The organism is Melghirimyces thermohalophilus (assembly GCF_900102685.1).
Lineage (GTDB): Bacteria > Bacillota > Bacilli > Thermoactinomycetales > DSM-45169 > Melghirimyces > Melghirimyces thermohalophilus.
This window is the reverse complement of sequence record NZ_FMZA01000015.1, coordinates 30,013-44,994: the sequence shown is the minus strand read 5'-3', so window position 1 is coordinate 44,994 and position 14,982 is coordinate 30,013. Positions and strand designations below refer to the sequence as shown.

The following is a 14,982-nucleotide window of genomic DNA, read 5'->3' as shown; positions in this document are numbered from 1 at the left end:
GGCACAAAGTCGTTTTCCCTCGTCTTCAATTGGATAGCGGAACGCAAGTTCTATATGAACCAAAAGCCTGCCACGGCTACGACAATCCCTAAAATGGTCCCCAAAATAACGGGCCGTTTTCTTGTCTTGATCCGCAGTCGTGTCCCAACTAGCAACCCCGTCAGCAAAAGCACCAGTATCGCGATCAACAGATTGGCGGTCATGATCAACAGCGAGGCGGCGATCAAACTGGCCAGGGACGTCGTCATACTGGGCTCCCAATCCGGTCGTCCCAGTCGATTGACCAACCCCTTAAGCGACAGGGTTAAAAAGAAGTGGAAGGCGATCAATGCAGCCAATCCTACATTGGGCGGATGGGGAGCTTGCTCAAACACCTGAAGGGACAAAATATCCAAGTAGGGATAAAAAATGCTAACCCCCACCACCACCGCCATCCCGGCACTAAGCATCACAGCGCCGGCAGCCACATCCTTGGCCACTTTGGCCAGGGGATGGAACTCGTCGGTAATCATATCAATCACCGCTTCCACCGCCGTATTAAACAACTCCGCTACCAAAACCAGCAAAATACAGACAAACAGTAGCAACACTTCCAATTTGCTCAGGGGTAGATAGAGACTGAGCAACAACACACCCAACGCGGCCAAAAAGTGGATCCGCATGTTTCGTTGGGTGACCAGGGTAACTTTCAGACCTTCCAGGGCGTAGCGAAAACTGGCCAACACCTTGGAAAACCACATGCCCTTCACCTCTATCTCTTCAGGCCGGCACGGGAGAGGATTTCTTCCTGACGGGAAAACATTTCCCGTTCCGCCTGTTTATTCCCGTGGTCATAACCGAGCAAATGCAGAAAGCCGTGAACCGCTAAAAAACCCAGCTCCCGTTCCAAGGAATGGTTGTAGGCCTGCGCCTGTTCCTGGGCCCGGGGAAAAGAGATGACGATATCTCCTAAGGGAATGGGAACGGCTGCATCCAGATTCCACTCTTCCTCCGGATCCCACTGTGGGAAGGATAACACATCCGTCGGACGGTCCACCTGGCGATATTCCTTATTTAAGCGGTGGATTTCCCCATCGTCCACGATGGTGACCGACACCTCTGAATCAGGCAGTTCCTCCATTTCCGCTGCTTCGGCAAGGCATTGTTCCATCAATGTGAGAAGCGCGGATGGCAGCTGTTCCAGATGGGAACGAACTTCCAGTTCGACGTTCAGATTCACACAGAATTCACCCCTTTCCCCTGCTTTTCATCGGGATATTTGATACGGGAATGAAAGATTCCCTGCAGCGTTTCACATATGGATCGGGCAATCAAGTCCAATTCCTTCAAAGTCAGGTCACACTCGTTAAACTGACCATCTTCCAACCGATCCCGGATAATTTTTCGCACCATGTTTTCCACCCGTTCCGGAGTGGGACGAGCCAAAGAGCGGACTGCAGCTTCCACGCTGTCGGCAATCCCTACAATCGCCGCCTCTTTAAACTGGGCTTTGGGGCCGGGATAGCGGTAATCGGCCTCCAGTACCTCCGTCCCGTCGCATTGCTCACGAGCTTTGTGATAAAAATATTTGAGCAAAGTGGTCCCGTGGTGTTGAGCGGCAATATCGCAGATCGGGGTGGGGATATTATGTTTCCGTAGGATTTCGTAGCCGTCCCGGGCATGGGAAATAATGATGCTCTTGCTCAAATTGGGCGACAGCTTGTCATGAGGATTATCCGTATGGAGCTGATTTTCGATGAAAAACTGGGGCCGTTTTGTCTTCCCCAAATCGTGATAATAAGCCCCCACCCGACACAAAAGTCCATCGGCGCCGATCGCTTCAGCTGCCGCTTCCGCCAAATTGCCGACAATGACAGAATGGTGGTAGGTGCCCGGTGTTTCGATCAGCAATTTGCGCAGCAAGGGATGATTGGGATTGGACAGTTCCAAGAGACGAAGCGGTGACAACATATCAAACAACGTCTCAAAGTGTTGCAAAAAGCCAATCGTTAAAACAGCGGAAAAGATGCCGCTAGCGGCTCCGAAGCCGATGGATTGGAGCAGAACCGTCCAATTTCCATCCACAGGCACCAAGACATACAAGGCGACGATGGTGATCACGCTGGCCGCAGAGGATATCAGTCCCGCGCGGAAAATCGATAATCGGTTGCGAACGCCGGCGAGGGATAAAGCCGCCGCCGTCCCACTGACCAGAGCTACCAGTCCGTAGCGGAAATCAAACAAAACCTGATTATCGCCATTAAAAAACATCGCTGCAAAGATGCCAAACAACACACTGCTCCACAGCGCGAGGGATAGATCGAGGAGCAGCGCGATCAGCATCGTCCCCAAGGCCGCCGGCGCCAAGTACCCCACCGTGCTATATTCCAGATTCTGCCCCAGGCTGACCACCTTCATGCCCAACAGAGTCAACAGAAAGACGGACAAAAGCATCGTCGTCTTGATATTGTTCCTGTATACATCCGGCCGAAACTGGCGGACAAAGACCGCCAACAGACACAAAAACAAGGCGATCAGACAGGCCATCCCAATATACGGGGCAAGTGTCACATTTTCCCGCAAAAATCCGAGGTTCTTCAAGTTGCGGTACTGTTCCTTCGTGACGATTTCACCGGCATTAACAATCGCTTCCCCTTTTTTGATCGGAACCGGATCGACGCTCTCCCGAGCTGCTTCCTTTAATTTTTCCGTCCGTTCTTTATCATAAAATTCATTGGGAACGATCATGTGGCGGGTCAGTTCCCGTACCACCAACCGGGCCTGGCTGCCGAGGGAAGAGGTGACCAAAGCTTGATCCACCCGCCCCCGCATCTTCTCCAGCTCTTCCTTACGAACCCCTTCCAGCAGAATCTGTTGCAAAGCCTCACGGCTCAAGATACGCATCTCTGTCCATTCTCCCTTGCCGACACCCACCACGCTTTCGTAGAAGGAATCCGACAAGTTATGGGGAAGAATTTCCTTCAGCTGCTTCTTTTTCTCTTCATCGTTGAGAGAGGAGTCGGACAATGTTTTGCGGATCCGATCAAACAACGTATCCAGTCGGGTGACTTGCCGTTCCGTCAACTGTTCATCGATCCGGTACTGTTTGCCGACGGATTGGGCCGCTTGTTCCCGGGCCTGATCCGTGGCGACCTGGTCTACCTTCGTCACCGGTGAGACGATCGTCTCACTGGCCACTTTCCCCGGTGACAGATCGGAGATCTGCTGGGGAAATACTTGTTCCAATAACAAAAGATAACAAAAAATCCCCAACCCCACGTACAGCAAAAGCCGGACTCGCCGACTGTTTTTCCAGCGATCCGGCAATCGAAACCGATGATGAGAGGGGCGTGGGGGAGGTTGTGTCCCTGCCTTCATATCAACCGACTCCTTAACGGGTCACTCTTCCGCTTCCGCATAAGCGTCGATCACCTTTTGCACCAGCGTATGGCGAACCACATCGGCCTGGGTCAGGTAGACAAACTGAATTTCCTCGACGGAACCGAGAATCCGCTCCGCCTCTTTCAAGCCAGGCTTTTTGCCTTTTGGCAGATCCACTTGGGTCACATCTCCGGTGACGACCATCTTGGATCCAAATCCCAGTCGGGTCAAAAACATCTTCATCTGTTCGTTGGTGGTGTTCTGCGCTTCATCCAGAATCACAAAAGAATCTTCCAGGGTGCGGCCACGCATATAGGCGAGGGGGGCCACTTCGATCATGCCCCGCTCCATCAGTTTGTTTACCTGCTCCACGCCCAACATGGTATAAAGGCTGTCGTAAAGTGGCCGAAGATAAGGATCCACTTTCTCCTGCAGGTCCCCCGGAAGAAAACCGAGATTTTCACCGGCTTCCACTGCGGGACGAGTTAACACGATGCGCTTCACGCGGTTGTTTTTCAACGCGGTAACGGCCAGTGCCACGGCTAAAAAGGTTTTACCCGTTCCGGCTGGACCGATCCCGAAGACAATATCGGACTTCTGGATAGCGGATACATAGTGACGCTGGCCCAAGGTTTTCACCCGGACCGGTTTTCCCTTATGGGTGCTGCCGATCTCTTCATCGTACAGCTCCAGCAATTCGTCGGCCAAACCTTGCCGGGCTAACCGCTCCGCATAGACGATATCCCGTTCGGTCAACTTCACGCCCTTGCGTATCAACGAGAGCAACACACGAAACAGGTGGCCAAGCACTTCCAGCTCATCAGGGGAGCCGAAAATGGCCACCTCTTCACCGCGGGACACGATTTTGGCGGGGGTATGATCCTGAATCATTCGCAAAAACCCATCCTGGGGTCCAAACAGGCTGAGAGCCTCATTGGCATCGCGCAAACGAATTTTGATCATTTTATCCTGTTCTTGCAAATGGCTCATTCTCCTTGCAAAATCGGTTGTTGAACAGCAATATTTTCCACTACATCGAAATGGATCTTCATAACAACTTTACCACGCTCAACGTGAGGGTGCAAAACTTTTTCCCCCAGGATGCGGCCGTCCTTGCCCAACTTCAGCAACAGATCCTCCCGAGCGCGCTCTTTCCCCAGTTGGATCGCTTCTTTTGCGGTCAGTTTATAAGAGACCCACTCCATTTCCAGACGTTCCTCCTCCACCCATCCAAAGGGCAGCTCCCAATCCCGAAACCGGAGGGTTTGCACCTGTTGGATCGTTTCATAACGGGAGAAGGTCTCAGGAAACAAAAAGGGGAGGCGGACCACCCGGGAAGCTAAAAATGGAAACCGGGCCGTTTCCCGGCGTCCCGTATATACTTTCCGTTTTTGCTGCAAAGGAACCGTCACCTTGGATTCATACCAGACCTCCCCGAACACTTTTCCCTTCGCCCCTGCCAGCTTCCCACTGTCCGGATCATCCGGGTTGCCGTATCTTCCAGAGACCAACAATTGGCCTTTTTTAACGGAATCATTCACCTCGACCACCGGTCGTCCCCGTACCACGTTCATATCGTAAATCATTGCCGCCCGTTTGGCTACCAGGTTGACGGGCCCATCCTTTTCCCCTTGTTCCCGTTCATCCACTCTTTTTTTCTCCACCACAGTTACCGTTGCCCGCGTTCCTTCTACACGGAAACCCACCCAGGAAACCTGGGGCAGCTGGGCTTGTAACCGGTACTGAATCTCTTCGTTATCCGGGATGCGATGCTTTAGCTGCCCGACGAAGACCCCCTCTTTTTTAAGCAAGCGAACGATCTCTTTGGTGGGAACCGTTTCGTTTCCCTCCACTTCCACCGACCAGAGTACCGACGTCAACAGATAGAGCAAGACAAAAAAGAGCAGGAGTCCCCAGAGAAAGAACTGACGTTTGCGAAGGCGCATCAACCAAAAGGGAAGACCCTTTTTGCTGAGGATTCGCCCCTTGGTCCCAGTTCGTTTCAACACGGGTTTTATGCGAAAGTAATCGGGAACGGGGATCGACAATCGAATTTTTTCTTCAGAGATCCAAGTGATCTGGCTGATCTCCAGCTGCTCCCGCACCGCTTCGTTGATAAAACGGGCTAATTCCGGTCCCGTCAGCTCCATTTGCAGTGTCCCTTTTACATTTTGTGGCCACCTGTTTTTTTGTAGCACCCGACCTCTCCCCTTAACTCAGGAACTTCACCTCTGAGATCTCCCCCTCCACCCACACTTCATCGGGATAAATAGCATGAATGGTCAATTTTTTTCCGGTGACGGAAAGCCGCCCGCCTTCGGTCTTCAGCTGTAATTCCCCCTCGCTGAAGGATGCCACTCCCTGATGATTTTCCACATGCACCCGATAGGGGCCGATCATCAGAACGCGGGGTAGGTTGGCGGAGACATCCTGTGGAATATCCAGCCAGTCGGAAGCGACTTTTTTCAATTTGCTGCCCAATTTCCCCATGGAACAGCCCTCCATCTTCTTAATAACGTTTATGCCCAAGCCCTGTTAAATATGAGGACAAGGAACGAAGAAAGGGGTCAAGGAATTTTATGAATCGCGAATAGTCACCATGTGCAAAAAACCCCACGAAAAAAAGGTGCGGCCCTTGGCTTTGGAACCGCACCTCGATTCGATTGCTCATTCACCGGATTGTTGTTGTTGTGCTTGCCGCACCAGCCGTTTGGTGATCTCTCCTCCCACCGAGCCATTGGCGCGGGAAGTGCTCGATTCGCCCAACTGAACACCAAATTCCGAGGCGATCTCTTCTTTATATTGCTGAATCGCTGTACGGGCACCCGGCACTAACAGCCGGTTGCGATTTCGACTACGGGGCATCTTCTTCACCTCCTGTATCTTAGTCTGGGTGACAGGTTGTGATCCATGCGAAATACATCTTTCCATGGAAATAGCTAGTGTACCGGGTGAAGTGCCGTATCCTCCCCTAGCGACCGACATAAGATACTACTTGAACCGACTGCGCGGGGAGGGACGGGTTTGAAACGGATCTTGAGCGGTATTTTTCTTTTGATCATCGGCATCTTAGGGATTCTCCTCCCCATCCTTCCCGGGATTCCCTTTCTCATTATGAGCGCCCTTTTCTTTTTTCCCAAAAACCGGAGGGTTCGCAAAAGTTATCAATCGATGGAAAAGCGCTTCCCTTGGTTAACCAAATGGAGGCCCTTCCAGTAATTTTAAGACCTAAATGTAAAAGAACCGATCCTAGGGGATCGGTTCTTGATCGTTTACCTATACCCTTTGCTCCAGGAACGGCGACGGGAGCGGCGAGAAACCGGCTCATCCAAGATCTCCTTAAGAATCAAGGCACGTCGCCATTCATCTTTATTCATCTCCGCCAACGAGAGGAGCGAACCGGAGGCATTCTCCTTCCGCGGTTGGGAAGGGGATCGTATCGGTTCCATCTCCGTCGCTTCGGCAGAAACCGCAGCGGTGGAGGGAGCGGGCTGGGAGAGCGGCTGCGGCGGCCGTTTCTCCTCACCATCACCATCTCCCGTCATCGATCGGGAATCAACTTCTATGTTCTGGTGTTCATAGGGCGTTCGGGGAGAGTCCCCACCATCAGCGGACACCTCCTGGGCTCCTTCCCGCATGCGACGCATCCATCCGGCGATCAGCACATACAGGATCGGAATGATCAGTACACCGGCACTTTCTAACAGTTGGAACAGCCAATCCATTCATACACGCTCCCTTAAGCCCTGTCCTTACTGATCCTCTTCATCCGTTTTGGAAATGGATTTTCTCATATCTGTATCGGCCATCACATTTTGCATATTGTAGTAATCCATCACACCCAATTTTCCACTGCGCAGCGCTTCGGCCATCGCCTGGGGAACCATGGCTTCGGATTCCACCACCTTGGCGCGCATCTCCTCAACGCGGGCGCTCATTTCCTGCTCTTTGGCCACAGCCATGGCACGCCGTTCCTCCGCCGTGGCCTGAGCGATATTTTTGTCGGCCTCCGCCTGGTCGGTCTGCAATTCGGCTCCGATGTTTTTACCCACATCCACATCAGCGATGTCGATGGAGAGGATCTCAAAGGCTGTCCCGGAATCCAACCCTTTCTCCAGCACGGTATTGGAAATCAGATCCGGATTTTCCAGCACCTCTTTGTGGCTTTCCGCGGAACCGTTGGTGGTGACGATCCCTTCACCGACGCGGGCGATAATCGTCTCCTCTCCGGCTCCGCCCACCAACCGATCAATATTGGCCCGAACGGTGACCCGGGCTCGCACTTTCACTTCGATCCCGTCTTTCGCCACAGCGGAAACTACCGGGGTCTCAATCACCTTGGGATTGACGCTCATCTGCACAGCTTCCAACACATCCCGCCCGGCCAAGTCGATGGCGGCTGCCCGTTCAAACAGCAGGTCGATATCCGCCCGTTGCGCAGCGATCAGGGCGTCGACCACCCGATCCACGTTTCCACCAGCCAGGTAGTGGGTCTCCAACTGTTCAATACTCACCTGAAGACCCGCTTTCCGCGCTTTGATCAAAGGGTTGATGATGCGAGCGGGAACAATCCGCCGCAGGCGCATACCGATCAGTGTGGACAACCCGACATAAACACCGGAAGCCATCGCGGAAATCCATAGCATAATCGGAACAAACGTAAACAGGATAGACAGAGCCACAATCGCAACAACTGCGATAAACAACAGCGATAGCATCTAATTCCTCCTTGATATTATGTAATCATTCTCCCTCTTTCAGAGGGCGCACCACGACACGGATACCGTGGACACCCACCACCTCCACCGCTGTTCCGGCAGGGATGAATCCGCCTTCACTTACCACATCCTGTCGACGGCCGTCGATCAGCGCCGAACCGGAGGGACGAAGAGGTGTCAAGGTTTTTCCCCGCTGTCCCACCAGATCCCGGCGCTCTCTCCGCGGGATGTACCCGTTCTGGTTGGTCTGTACATCTTTTAGCACAAACCTCTTCCACACTCCCCGGGCTCCGAAGGTTCGGATGGCGACGGCCAACCCAACCCCCGTCACCAACAGCGCGATTACCAGCGCCGTCAGGCTGAACACCTTGTCCTGGGCGGCAATCACTACCGATGAAGCCAGGGAAATAAGGCCGAGTACACCGAAAATGCCGAAACCGGAGACGAACAATTCAATCAACATCAGAATGAGACCGACAGCAAACAGAACCAAACTTTCTGTGCCGGCAAAACCGGCCAAATAATGACCGAAAAAATAGAGTCCAAAAGCCCCCAGCCCAATCGCACCGGGAATCCCGAAACCGGGAGTAAACACCTCGATCACAAGACCGGCCAACCCGATCATAAACAGAATCGGGATCACATAGGGGCTGGTGACAAACCGGGCCAACTTTTCACTGGGGGTCATTTCGACCGTCACCCGATCAGAAACCGAGGCATGAAGGGTTTTTAAAACCTCACCATCATTGGTCACGATCTGTTCTGCCATCTTCTGTTTGACGGCCTCTTTCGCAGACAGACTGATCAGTTCGCCCTTCTCTTTTACGCCCTCGATCACCAGCTCCCGGTCGACCATGCCGGCGGCAATATCGGGATCACGGTCAGTGGCTTCCGCCGCTGCGCGCATGTTGGAAGCCCAGAAGGCAACGGTTTTCGGATCTGCTGTTTTTCCGTCGAGAGTTCGCGGCTCCGCCGCCCCCATCGCACTCCCAGGGGTTAGCAAGATGCGATCGGCATTGAGTGCAATATAGGAACCTGCCGATATCGCCTCCCCTTTGATATAAACCGTCACCGGAATATCGGAACTGCGAATCAGCTTTCCGATATCCAAGGCGGCACCCACATCACCGCCTAGGGTATCCATTTCCAACACGATCGCTTTGGCTCCCGCCTGTTCCGCCTCCTCGAAAGACCGTTCCAGAAAACGGAACAACCCCCGTTCTACTTCCTGTTTCACCGGAACCCAGTATACCGCCTTCCCGCCGGAGTCCGCTTCGGCTGCAGGTGTAGGCGTCAACAAAGCGAAGCTCATCAACCCGATCCAAAGTAACCATCCTGCGAACCCGAGTCGCTGCATCAGTCACCTCCCCCTGTCCCGTCGATGGCCGGTCCATCTGGTGACAAAATCCGACCTCCTCACCAATATATGGTTTAATGACGTTGATGACAACCTTTATTTTGAAACAAACTCTTTAAAAAAACACAGCGTGCATGACGCTGTGTTTATGAGAGCTCTTCCTGAACCATCCGGTTGACCCGTTTGCCGTCGGCTCGTCCCTTCACCTTCGGCATGATCGCCTTCATTACCTTACCGATATCCGCTTTGGAAGAAGCGCCGGTTTCCTGCACTGTCTCCCGCACCATCTCCTTCAACTCCCCATCGGAGAGCTGTTCCGGCAGGTACTTTTCCAAGATGGCGATCTCTTCCCTTACCTTCTCGGCGAGGTCCTCTCTTCCCGCCTGTTCAAATTCTTGAAGGGAATCCTTCAGCTTCTTCCGCTCTTTGGAAATCAAATGGAGCGCTTCCTCCTCACTGAGAGGGCGCTTCTGGTCGATCTCCTGGTTTTTCAGAGTGGAACGGACCATCCGGATCACGGAAAGGGCCGTTTTATCCTTGGTTTTCATTGCGGTTTTCATATCTTGATTCAACCGCTCGATCAGGGTCACTTGGACCTCCACCTCACACGATTATCTCCGTTTCCGAGCTGCGTCGGATTTCCTTTTACGCTTAACGCTGGGTTTCTCGTAATACTTGCGCTTCTTCACTTCACGCATCGTCCCGTCTTTGGCGATGGACTTCTTGAAGCGGCGCAGCGCCTTATCCAGCGTTTCGTTTTTACGAACGTGAACTTCCGCCATGGTTATCCCTCCCTCCGCGGGCTTAAGCCCGGGTTGAACCGCCGGGATGATAGAGATCCCTGAAAAGACCGATGCAGAACGGTTCCCGAGAGAGGAACAACGCGTACCCTGCACCTGAAACGTCCTTGCGGCACCAAGGAAATATTCATACCCGATGCGTCGGGATTTAAAACACGTCTATTATACTATACGCCTGAAATATGTGTCAAAGAACAGAGTTTTCAACCTGGAGGCCAGGTTAATGCACGCCCCCCGAGCAGGTGGAAATGAATGTGGTGGACGGTCTGCCCACCTTCTTCGCCACAGTTGTTCACGATGCGAAACCCTCGGTCGGCGAGGCCGTGCTCCTTGGCCAATTGGTTGATCACAGCGAAAATTCGGCCCATGAGCGCACCCTCTTCTTCGCCGATCTCCCGCACGGACGGGATGTGCCGCTTCGGAATCACCAAAAGATGCACAGGAGCTTGTGCGTGAATATCCTTGAAGGCTAACACGGCATCATCTTCATACACCTTCTCCGAAGGCATACTGCCTTCCACAATCTTGCAAAAAATGCAATCTGCCATCGCGATCCATTACCCTCCCTTCGGTTGATCGTATTATATCAAAAAATAACGACAGGAGCGAAAGGTCTCGAAGAATCGGCGGCTGGATCACCGCCCCGAAAAAGGGAACATATAATGGGGTACAGACATCTCGGAGTGCCGAAAAGGAGGAGCATACCTTGAACATAGAGAAGGAGCCGCTCCGTCAGTTGATACGGCAAATGGTGCGGGAAGAATGGGAACGGATCAGACGGGAGGGAAATCACATCCATCCCGTTGCCGAATCAGGACGGGCCGCACCGCCGCACCGGGCCGTTTTTGGTTCGCCCCAACCAGCCCCCAAAAAGAAAGGACGAAATCGTCGAAAGCCCACGGAGAAAAACACCCCTCTCATCCCAGACCTCCTTGTGGACCCGCCTCCCTACTTTCCTGGCCATGATTGTTACTGAGCACATGAAAAGCCTCCCTTTGATGGAGGAGGCTTTTCACAATGCTTTTCCATCCCGGTTTGTCATGCCTGTCCCTTCCTCTCCATATACATGGAAACAGGCGAGGAGGCAGTGCGATGAAAGAGATCGTCATCCCTTTTTCCACCGGTTTGGCCATCTTTTTATTCGGGATGCAGCTGATACGGATCGGTCTGGAAGAAATAGCGGCTCATCGAATGCGAATCTTTTTGTTGCGTTTTACCAAAACCCCGTGGCGAGGCTTTTGGACGGGCATGGTGGCTACTTTTTTCTTACAGAGCAGCAGTGCAGTCACGGTTCTCACCATCGGGTTTGTCCATGCGGGACTGATCCCTTTCACTCAGACCGTCGGCGTCATTCTAGGTACCAACATCGGTACGACATTGACCACGGAGATTTTAGCACTCAAAGTGGAAGACTTTGCGGTGCCGATGCTGTTGGCCGGCGGTCTCCTCTATACGATTCCCAAGAAGAAGGGAGCTGCGCTGGGACTGGTCATCGGAGGTTTCGGCTGTATCTTCATCGGCATGGATGCGATGCAGTGGATCGCTGAACCGCTGAAGGATCGGGGCTGGATCGCCGCCTTGTTGGACAGCGGGTACAACCCTCTCTGGTCGGGGATCCTTTCCGGGATCCTGTTGACGGCACTCATTCAGAGCAGCAGCGCTGCCATAGCCATCACCATGGGTTTTTTCGCCACCGGCATGATCCCTCTCCAGTTTTCCATCGCTGTCGTTTTAGGCAGCAACGTGGGAACCTGCATCACCGGCTTCCTCGCTTCCATCGGGGCCGGACGGACCGCCAAACAGGTGGCGTTGGCCCACTTGCTGCTCAACCTGGGAGGATTGATCCTGTTTGTCCCCTGGGTGGGATCCATTGCCGCCATCGCCCCCTGGCTGTCACCTCATCCAGCGGCCCAGATCGCCCATATTCAGACCTTGTACAACGTGATCTGTTCGCTGTTTGTGTTGCCTTTTGCCCGAAACTTTGCCCAGGCTGTCTCCCGCCTGCTACCCGAGGGCTCCCCCTCATGGTCCGGGGGCCGGCAAACCCATCCGCTTTTGCGATGGCATCAATAGGAGCTGGTGCCCTCTGTTCCGGTAACGATCGCCACACTGGAACTGGCCCCCAACCGGGTGGCACCTGCCTCTATCATCTGTTCCGCTGTTCTCCGGTCGCGAATCCCTCCTGAAGCCTTGACCCCCAGCTCGGGACCGACCGTATCCGCCATCAGCCGGACCGCTTCCACCGTCGCCCCCCCGGGACCGAACCCGGTGGAGGTTTTCACCCAGCTCGCTCCTGCCGCCTTCGCTTTGTTACAGGCGATCCGGATTTCATCCTCGTTTAAGAGACCGGTTTCCAAAATCACTTTAACCGGAACACCCTCCGCCGCTTCCACAACAGCAGCGATATCGTTTCTCACCTGATCGATGTCCCCTGATTTTAGCGCTCCGATATTCATCACCATATCGATTTCTCCAGCTCCGTTTTTGATCGCTTCCTTTGTTTCATGAGCTTTTGTGTCGCTGGTGGTGGCACCCAGGGGAAAACCGATGACCGTACATACCTTGACACCCGTCCCTTCCAGCTGTTCAGCCGCCCGGGCCACCCAGAAAGGATTGATACAGGCGGAAGCAAATCCATATTCCTTCGCCTCTTTACACAGCCGATCAATCTGATCCAAGGTCGCTTCCGGTTTCAACAGAGTGTGGTCGATCATAGCCGCCAATTTGTTTCCATTCACGTCTCATTTCCCTCCTTCGCCTTTGTCCGGAGCCCCAGACGTTGAAAAGCTTTCAACAAGACTTGGTGGTTGTTGTCGTAACCCTCGCGCTGTTGCCGGTTCCAAGCCTCCTCCGGTGACAACCACGCCACCGACGCGATTTCAGACAGCTGCGGAGTCGCTTGATTGTTTTTTGCACTTACCAGATAATAATGAACCTGCTTCTCCACATCGCCGTGATCGGGATGAAAGTAGTGATAAGTGATCACCTCCAAGGGTTGTTCGATGGTCCCCCGGATCCCGGTCTCCTCCTCGATCTCGCGTAGAGCCGTCTGTTCAAAGGTTTCACCGGACTCTTGTTTTCCTTTGGGCAAGGTCCAGCGGGAATAGCGGTCTTCAATCAAAAGAATAGAGCAGGTATCGTTTACCCACTTATATACCACGCCTCCTGCGGATACCTCTTTCACGCCGGTGTTCACCCCTTTTTTATGCTGTGGCACCACTTGTGACAAACCGTGCGAACAGATTGTAGCATACCCTGTCCGATCCGGCACCCCGATTCTCTTTCCGGATATTTTTCCCTAGATCCTTGTTTCAAATCGTGACAAAAAAGTTGCAAAAAGCGAGGCATCGAGGAAGTGTTACCTATAATCCATCTCTCGGCGGCCTCAGCTCCTTTTTTGTGTCAACCATTCCGTTGCAAAATCGACCGCCTCCCGGAGCGAAAACAGCCGGCACTCCGCTTGACCGACCCGGCCCATTCGCACGTTCTGCTGCTGTTCAAAGGCGATCCCGATCGCTTCAAACCACTCGGTTTCGTGATCGATATCCCGGTAGGTTTTCCAGACTCGCTTGCCCGCCTCGTTCACCGCAGCCCCTTCCTCAATCTCAACCCCACCTGGAACACGGTATTCGGCCAGATGAAAACAGGTGTTGGTCGCGTAACCGGTGCCGATGAACAGCACCTGTGCATCCTTGTCGTACAGCCTGGCCAGAGGGGACTCTTCTCCCAAACTGTTGCAAAGGGGATGATCTTGGATGATCGGTTTCGCTTCCTTTCCCCAGGCCGCAAAAGAGTTTTTCGGATGATCGCTCCGGATGACCCCGGGATAGGTGCGAAACCGCTCCGGCACCTGCCCCATACCGGCTGTGGGCGTGGTGCGGGTATCATAAGCGGGCATCCCCTCCCGAAGGAGAGACCACCAGGTGGTCGGCACCGGTGGATGATCCCAATGGACAGGATCCGACCAGTACGGGGACTGGGTCGGCATCACCAGCGTCCCTTCCGGAGTAAGAGCCTCCATCAACGCTTCCACCACCGTGTTCGCCCCTCCCACCACATAACCTAGGGAAGAAAGGGAGGTATGTACCATGATGGTATCGCCGACACGGATTCCCAGGTTGGAAAGCTCTTCTGCCAACTGCTCTCTCGTATAGGGACGGTATGTACGTTGGATCACGTCCTCTTCGGTCATGAGACTCCCCCTCTCACAGCTCTTTCATATCCACCAGCACCGCTTCCACGGCGCATTGGGGGGAACAACATTCCCCTTCTTTGTTTTCTTCATCTAGATAGATTCCCTCAATCCCCAACTCCTGCCGTGCAGAGTCTTGCGGATTAAAATGGTGGCCGCAGACGGCGCAGCTTTTAAGCCGAGGTGTTTCTTCCAGCAACCGGACCAATTCCTGAATCTCTTGTTCTCCCAGGGAGAAGTGCTCCACGGCAAAATGGAGAAACAGCTGCTCGTTTTCAAAGAAACGGACATCTTCCTGCACATAATTTTTCTCGCTCCAAAAGGCCCACTGGCCGTCGGACAGATGCGTCATGTGATATCCATCCCCTAAGGGAGTGGATGAATCTTTCAATGCTTCAAAGGTTCGAAAGTGAAGTTCGCCAGCCAGATTTTCCAAGAGCTCGTCGTCAACCTCCTCCAATACATCCTTCCAATCGATCTCATCCAATGCCTCTTCCCAATCCCTGAAATTTGCCATCATTCTCCTCCTTTACTGTGATGTGTTCCGCCTGATGA

At 53.4% G+C, this 14,982-nt stretch carries 20 protein-coding genes; 3 read left to right on the top strand and 17 right to left on the bottom strand.

The annotated features are described in order from the left end of the window. Positions 1-50 precede the first annotated feature (50 nt). From BLP91_RS11680 to BLP91_RS11650, 7 genes are all read right to left on the bottom strand, one after another. Positions 51-740 carry a diacylglycerol kinase gene (locus tag BLP91_RS11680; protein ID WP_091571219.1) on the bottom strand — a complete coding sequence of 230 codons (690 nt, stop codon included), beginning with the start codon at positions 738-740 and terminating at the stop codon, positions 51-53. An 11-nt stretch (positions 741-751) separates the two neighbouring features. After that, complete coding sequence (ybeY, locus tag BLP91_RS11675; protein WP_091571216.1) at positions 752-1,219, bottom strand: rRNA maturation RNase YbeY; 468 nt, start codon at positions 1,217-1,219, stop codon at positions 752-754. Further along, on the bottom strand, positions 1,216-3,357 hold the full coding sequence (locus tag BLP91_RS11670; RefSeq protein ID WP_091571213.1) for an HD family phosphohydrolase: 2,142 nt from the start codon (positions 3,355-3,357) through the stop codon (positions 1,216-1,218). The genes ybeY and BLP91_RS11670 overlap by 4 nt, the downstream gene beginning before the upstream one ends. Before the next feature lie 21 nt (positions 3,358-3,378). Continuing rightward, positions 3,379-4,341, bottom strand: coding sequence for a PhoH family protein (locus BLP91_RS11665; RefSeq protein ID WP_425412217.1), 963 nt, complete (start codon positions 4,339-4,341; stop codon positions 3,379-3,381). 5 nt (positions 4,342-4,346) lie between these two features. Next, positions 4,347-5,558: a sporulation protein YqfD gene (yqfD, locus tag BLP91_RS11660; protein WP_143003543.1), complete on the bottom strand. Its 1,212-nt coding sequence runs from the start codon at positions 5,556-5,558 to the stop codon at positions 4,347-4,349. A 13-nt stretch (positions 5,559-5,571) separates the two neighbouring features. Then, entirely contained in the window at positions 5,572-5,850 is a 279-nt protein-coding gene (gene yqfC / locus BLP91_RS11655; RefSeq protein WP_091571207.1) for a sporulation protein YqfC, read from the bottom strand. A gap of 177 nt (positions 5,851-6,027) precedes the next feature. Further along, positions 6,028-6,225 carry an alpha/beta-type small acid-soluble spore protein gene (locus BLP91_RS11650; RefSeq protein WP_091571204.1) on the bottom strand — a complete coding sequence of 66 codons (198 nt, stop codon included), beginning with the start codon at positions 6,223-6,225 and terminating at the stop codon, positions 6,028-6,030. A 159-nt stretch (positions 6,226-6,384) separates the two neighbouring features. On the opposite strand from BLP91_RS11650, the gene BLP91_RS11645 reads away from it, so the two are divergent. Next, positions 6,385-6,579, top strand: coding sequence for a DUF454 family protein (locus tag BLP91_RS11645; RefSeq protein WP_091571202.1), 195 nt, complete (start codon positions 6,385-6,387; stop codon positions 6,577-6,579). 53 nt (positions 6,580-6,632) lie between these two features. On the opposite strand, the gene BLP91_RS11640 is transcribed toward BLP91_RS11645, so the two are convergent. The 6 genes from BLP91_RS11640 to BLP91_RS11615 form a co-directional block, all read right to left on the bottom strand. Beyond that, positions 6,633-7,085, bottom strand: coding sequence for a hypothetical protein (locus BLP91_RS11640; RefSeq protein WP_091571200.1), 453 nt, complete (start codon positions 7,083-7,085; stop codon positions 6,633-6,635). Between the two features lie 27 nt (positions 7,086-7,112). Continuing rightward, on the bottom strand, positions 7,113-8,078 hold the full coding sequence (gene floA, locus BLP91_RS11635) for a flotillin-like protein FloA (RefSeq protein WP_091571197.1): 966 nt from the start codon (positions 8,076-8,078) through the stop codon (positions 7,113-7,115). A 25-nt stretch (positions 8,079-8,103) separates the two neighbouring features. Next, a complete protein-coding gene (locus tag BLP91_RS11630; protein ID WP_091571195.1) occupies positions 8,104-9,435 on the bottom strand; it encodes an NfeD family protein in 1,332 nt (443 codons plus the stop codon). A gap of 146 nt (positions 9,436-9,581) precedes the next feature. Further along, complete coding sequence (locus BLP91_RS11625; protein ID WP_091571192.1) at positions 9,582-10,025, bottom strand: GatB/YqeY domain-containing protein; 444 nt, start codon at positions 10,023-10,025, stop codon at positions 9,582-9,584. Between the two features lie 21 nt (positions 10,026-10,046). Further along, positions 10,047-10,217 carry a 30S ribosomal protein S21 gene (gene rpsU, locus BLP91_RS11620; protein ID WP_091571189.1) on the bottom strand — a complete coding sequence of 57 codons (171 nt, stop codon included), beginning with the start codon at positions 10,215-10,217 and terminating at the stop codon, positions 10,047-10,049. A gap of 221 nt (positions 10,218-10,438) precedes the next feature. Beyond that, on the bottom strand, positions 10,439-10,783 hold the full coding sequence (locus tag BLP91_RS11615; protein WP_091571185.1) for a histidine triad nucleotide-binding protein: 345 nt from the start codon (positions 10,781-10,783) through the stop codon (positions 10,439-10,441). 158 nt (positions 10,784-10,941) lie between these two features. On the opposite strand from BLP91_RS11615, the gene BLP91_RS11610 reads away from it, so the two are divergent. After that, positions 10,942-11,211 (top strand): hypothetical protein, encoded by a 270-nt coding sequence (locus BLP91_RS11610; RefSeq protein WP_091571182.1) that lies wholly within the window; start codon positions 10,942-10,944, stop codon positions 11,209-11,211. A 116-nt stretch (positions 11,212-11,327) separates the two neighbouring features. After that, a complete protein-coding gene (locus BLP91_RS11605) occupies positions 11,328-12,308 on the top strand; it encodes a Na/Pi symporter (RefSeq protein WP_091571180.1) in 981 nt (326 codons plus the stop codon). On the opposite strand, the gene deoC is transcribed toward BLP91_RS11605, so the two are convergent. From deoC to BLP91_RS11585, 4 genes are all read right to left on the bottom strand, one after another. Beyond that, positions 12,302-12,949 (bottom strand): deoxyribose-phosphate aldolase, encoded by a 648-nt coding sequence (deoC, locus tag BLP91_RS11600; protein WP_091571308.1) that lies wholly within the window; start codon positions 12,947-12,949, stop codon positions 12,302-12,304. The genes BLP91_RS11605 and deoC overlap by 7 nt on opposite strands. A 20-nt stretch (positions 12,950-12,969) precedes the next feature. Beyond that, the gene (locus tag BLP91_RS11595; protein WP_091571310.1) at positions 12,970-13,419 is read right to left on the bottom strand and encodes an NUDIX hydrolase; all 450 of its coding nucleotides are present in this window, start codon (positions 13,417-13,419) and stop codon (positions 12,970-12,972) included. Between the two features lie 201 nt (positions 13,420-13,620). After that, positions 13,621-14,427, bottom strand: a complete 807-nt coding sequence (locus BLP91_RS11590; protein ID WP_091571177.1) for an AAC(3) family N-acetyltransferase — start codon at positions 14,425-14,427, stop codon at positions 13,621-13,623. A 13-nt stretch (positions 14,428-14,440) separates the two neighbouring features. After that, positions 14,441-14,944, bottom strand: coding sequence for a hypothetical protein (locus tag BLP91_RS11585; RefSeq protein ID WP_091571174.1), 504 nt, complete (start codon positions 14,942-14,944; stop codon positions 14,441-14,443). Positions 14,945-14,982: the final 38 nt, after the last annotated feature.

Coding starts and splice junctions, on each gene's coding strand:
- BLP91_RS11680 (WP_091571219.1), bottom strand. CDS start 740: ATGTGGTTTTCCAAGGTGTTGGCCAGTTTTCGCTACGCCCTGGAAGGT.
- BLP91_RS11670 (WP_091571213.1), bottom strand. CDS start 3,357: ATGAAGGCAGGGACACAACCTCCCCCACGCCCCTCTCATCATCGGTTT.
- yqfC (WP_091571207.1), bottom strand. CDS start 5,850: ATGGGGAAATTGGGCAGCAAATTGAAAAAAGTCGCTTCCGACTGGCTG.
- BLP91_RS11650 (WP_091571204.1), bottom strand. CDS start 6,225: ATGCCCCGTAGTCGAAATCGCAACCGGCTGTTAGTGCCGGGTGCCCGT.
- BLP91_RS11640 (WP_091571200.1), bottom strand. CDS start 7,085: ATGGATTGGCTGTTCCAACTGTTAGAAAGTGCCGGTGTACTGATCATT.
- floA (WP_091571197.1), bottom strand. CDS start 8,078: ATGCTATCGCTGTTGTTTATCGCAGTTGTTGCGATTGTGGCTCTGTCT.
- BLP91_RS11630 (WP_091571195.1), bottom strand. CDS start 9,435: ATGCAGCGACTCGGGTTCGCAGGATGGTTACTTTGGATCGGGTTGATG.
- rpsU (WP_091571189.1), bottom strand. CDS start 10,217: ATGGCGGAAGTTCACGTTCGTAAAAACGAAACGCTGGATAAGGCGCTG.
- BLP91_RS11615 (WP_091571185.1), bottom strand. CDS start 10,783: ATGGCAGATTGCATTTTTTGCAAGATTGTGGAAGGCAGTATGCCTTCG.
- BLP91_RS11605 (WP_091571180.1), top strand. CDS start 11,328: ATGAAAGAGATCGTCATCCCTTTTTCCACCGGTTTGGCCATCTTTTTA.
- deoC (WP_091571308.1), bottom strand. CDS start 12,949: ATGATCGACCACACTCTGTTGAAACCGGAAGCGACCTTGGATCAGATT.
- BLP91_RS11590 (WP_091571177.1), bottom strand. CDS start 14,427: ATGACCGAAGAGGACGTGATCCAACGTACATACCGTCCCTATACGAGA.
- BLP91_RS11585 (WP_091571174.1), bottom strand. CDS start 14,944: ATGGCAAATTTCAGGGATTGGGAAGAGGCATTGGATGAGATCGATTGG.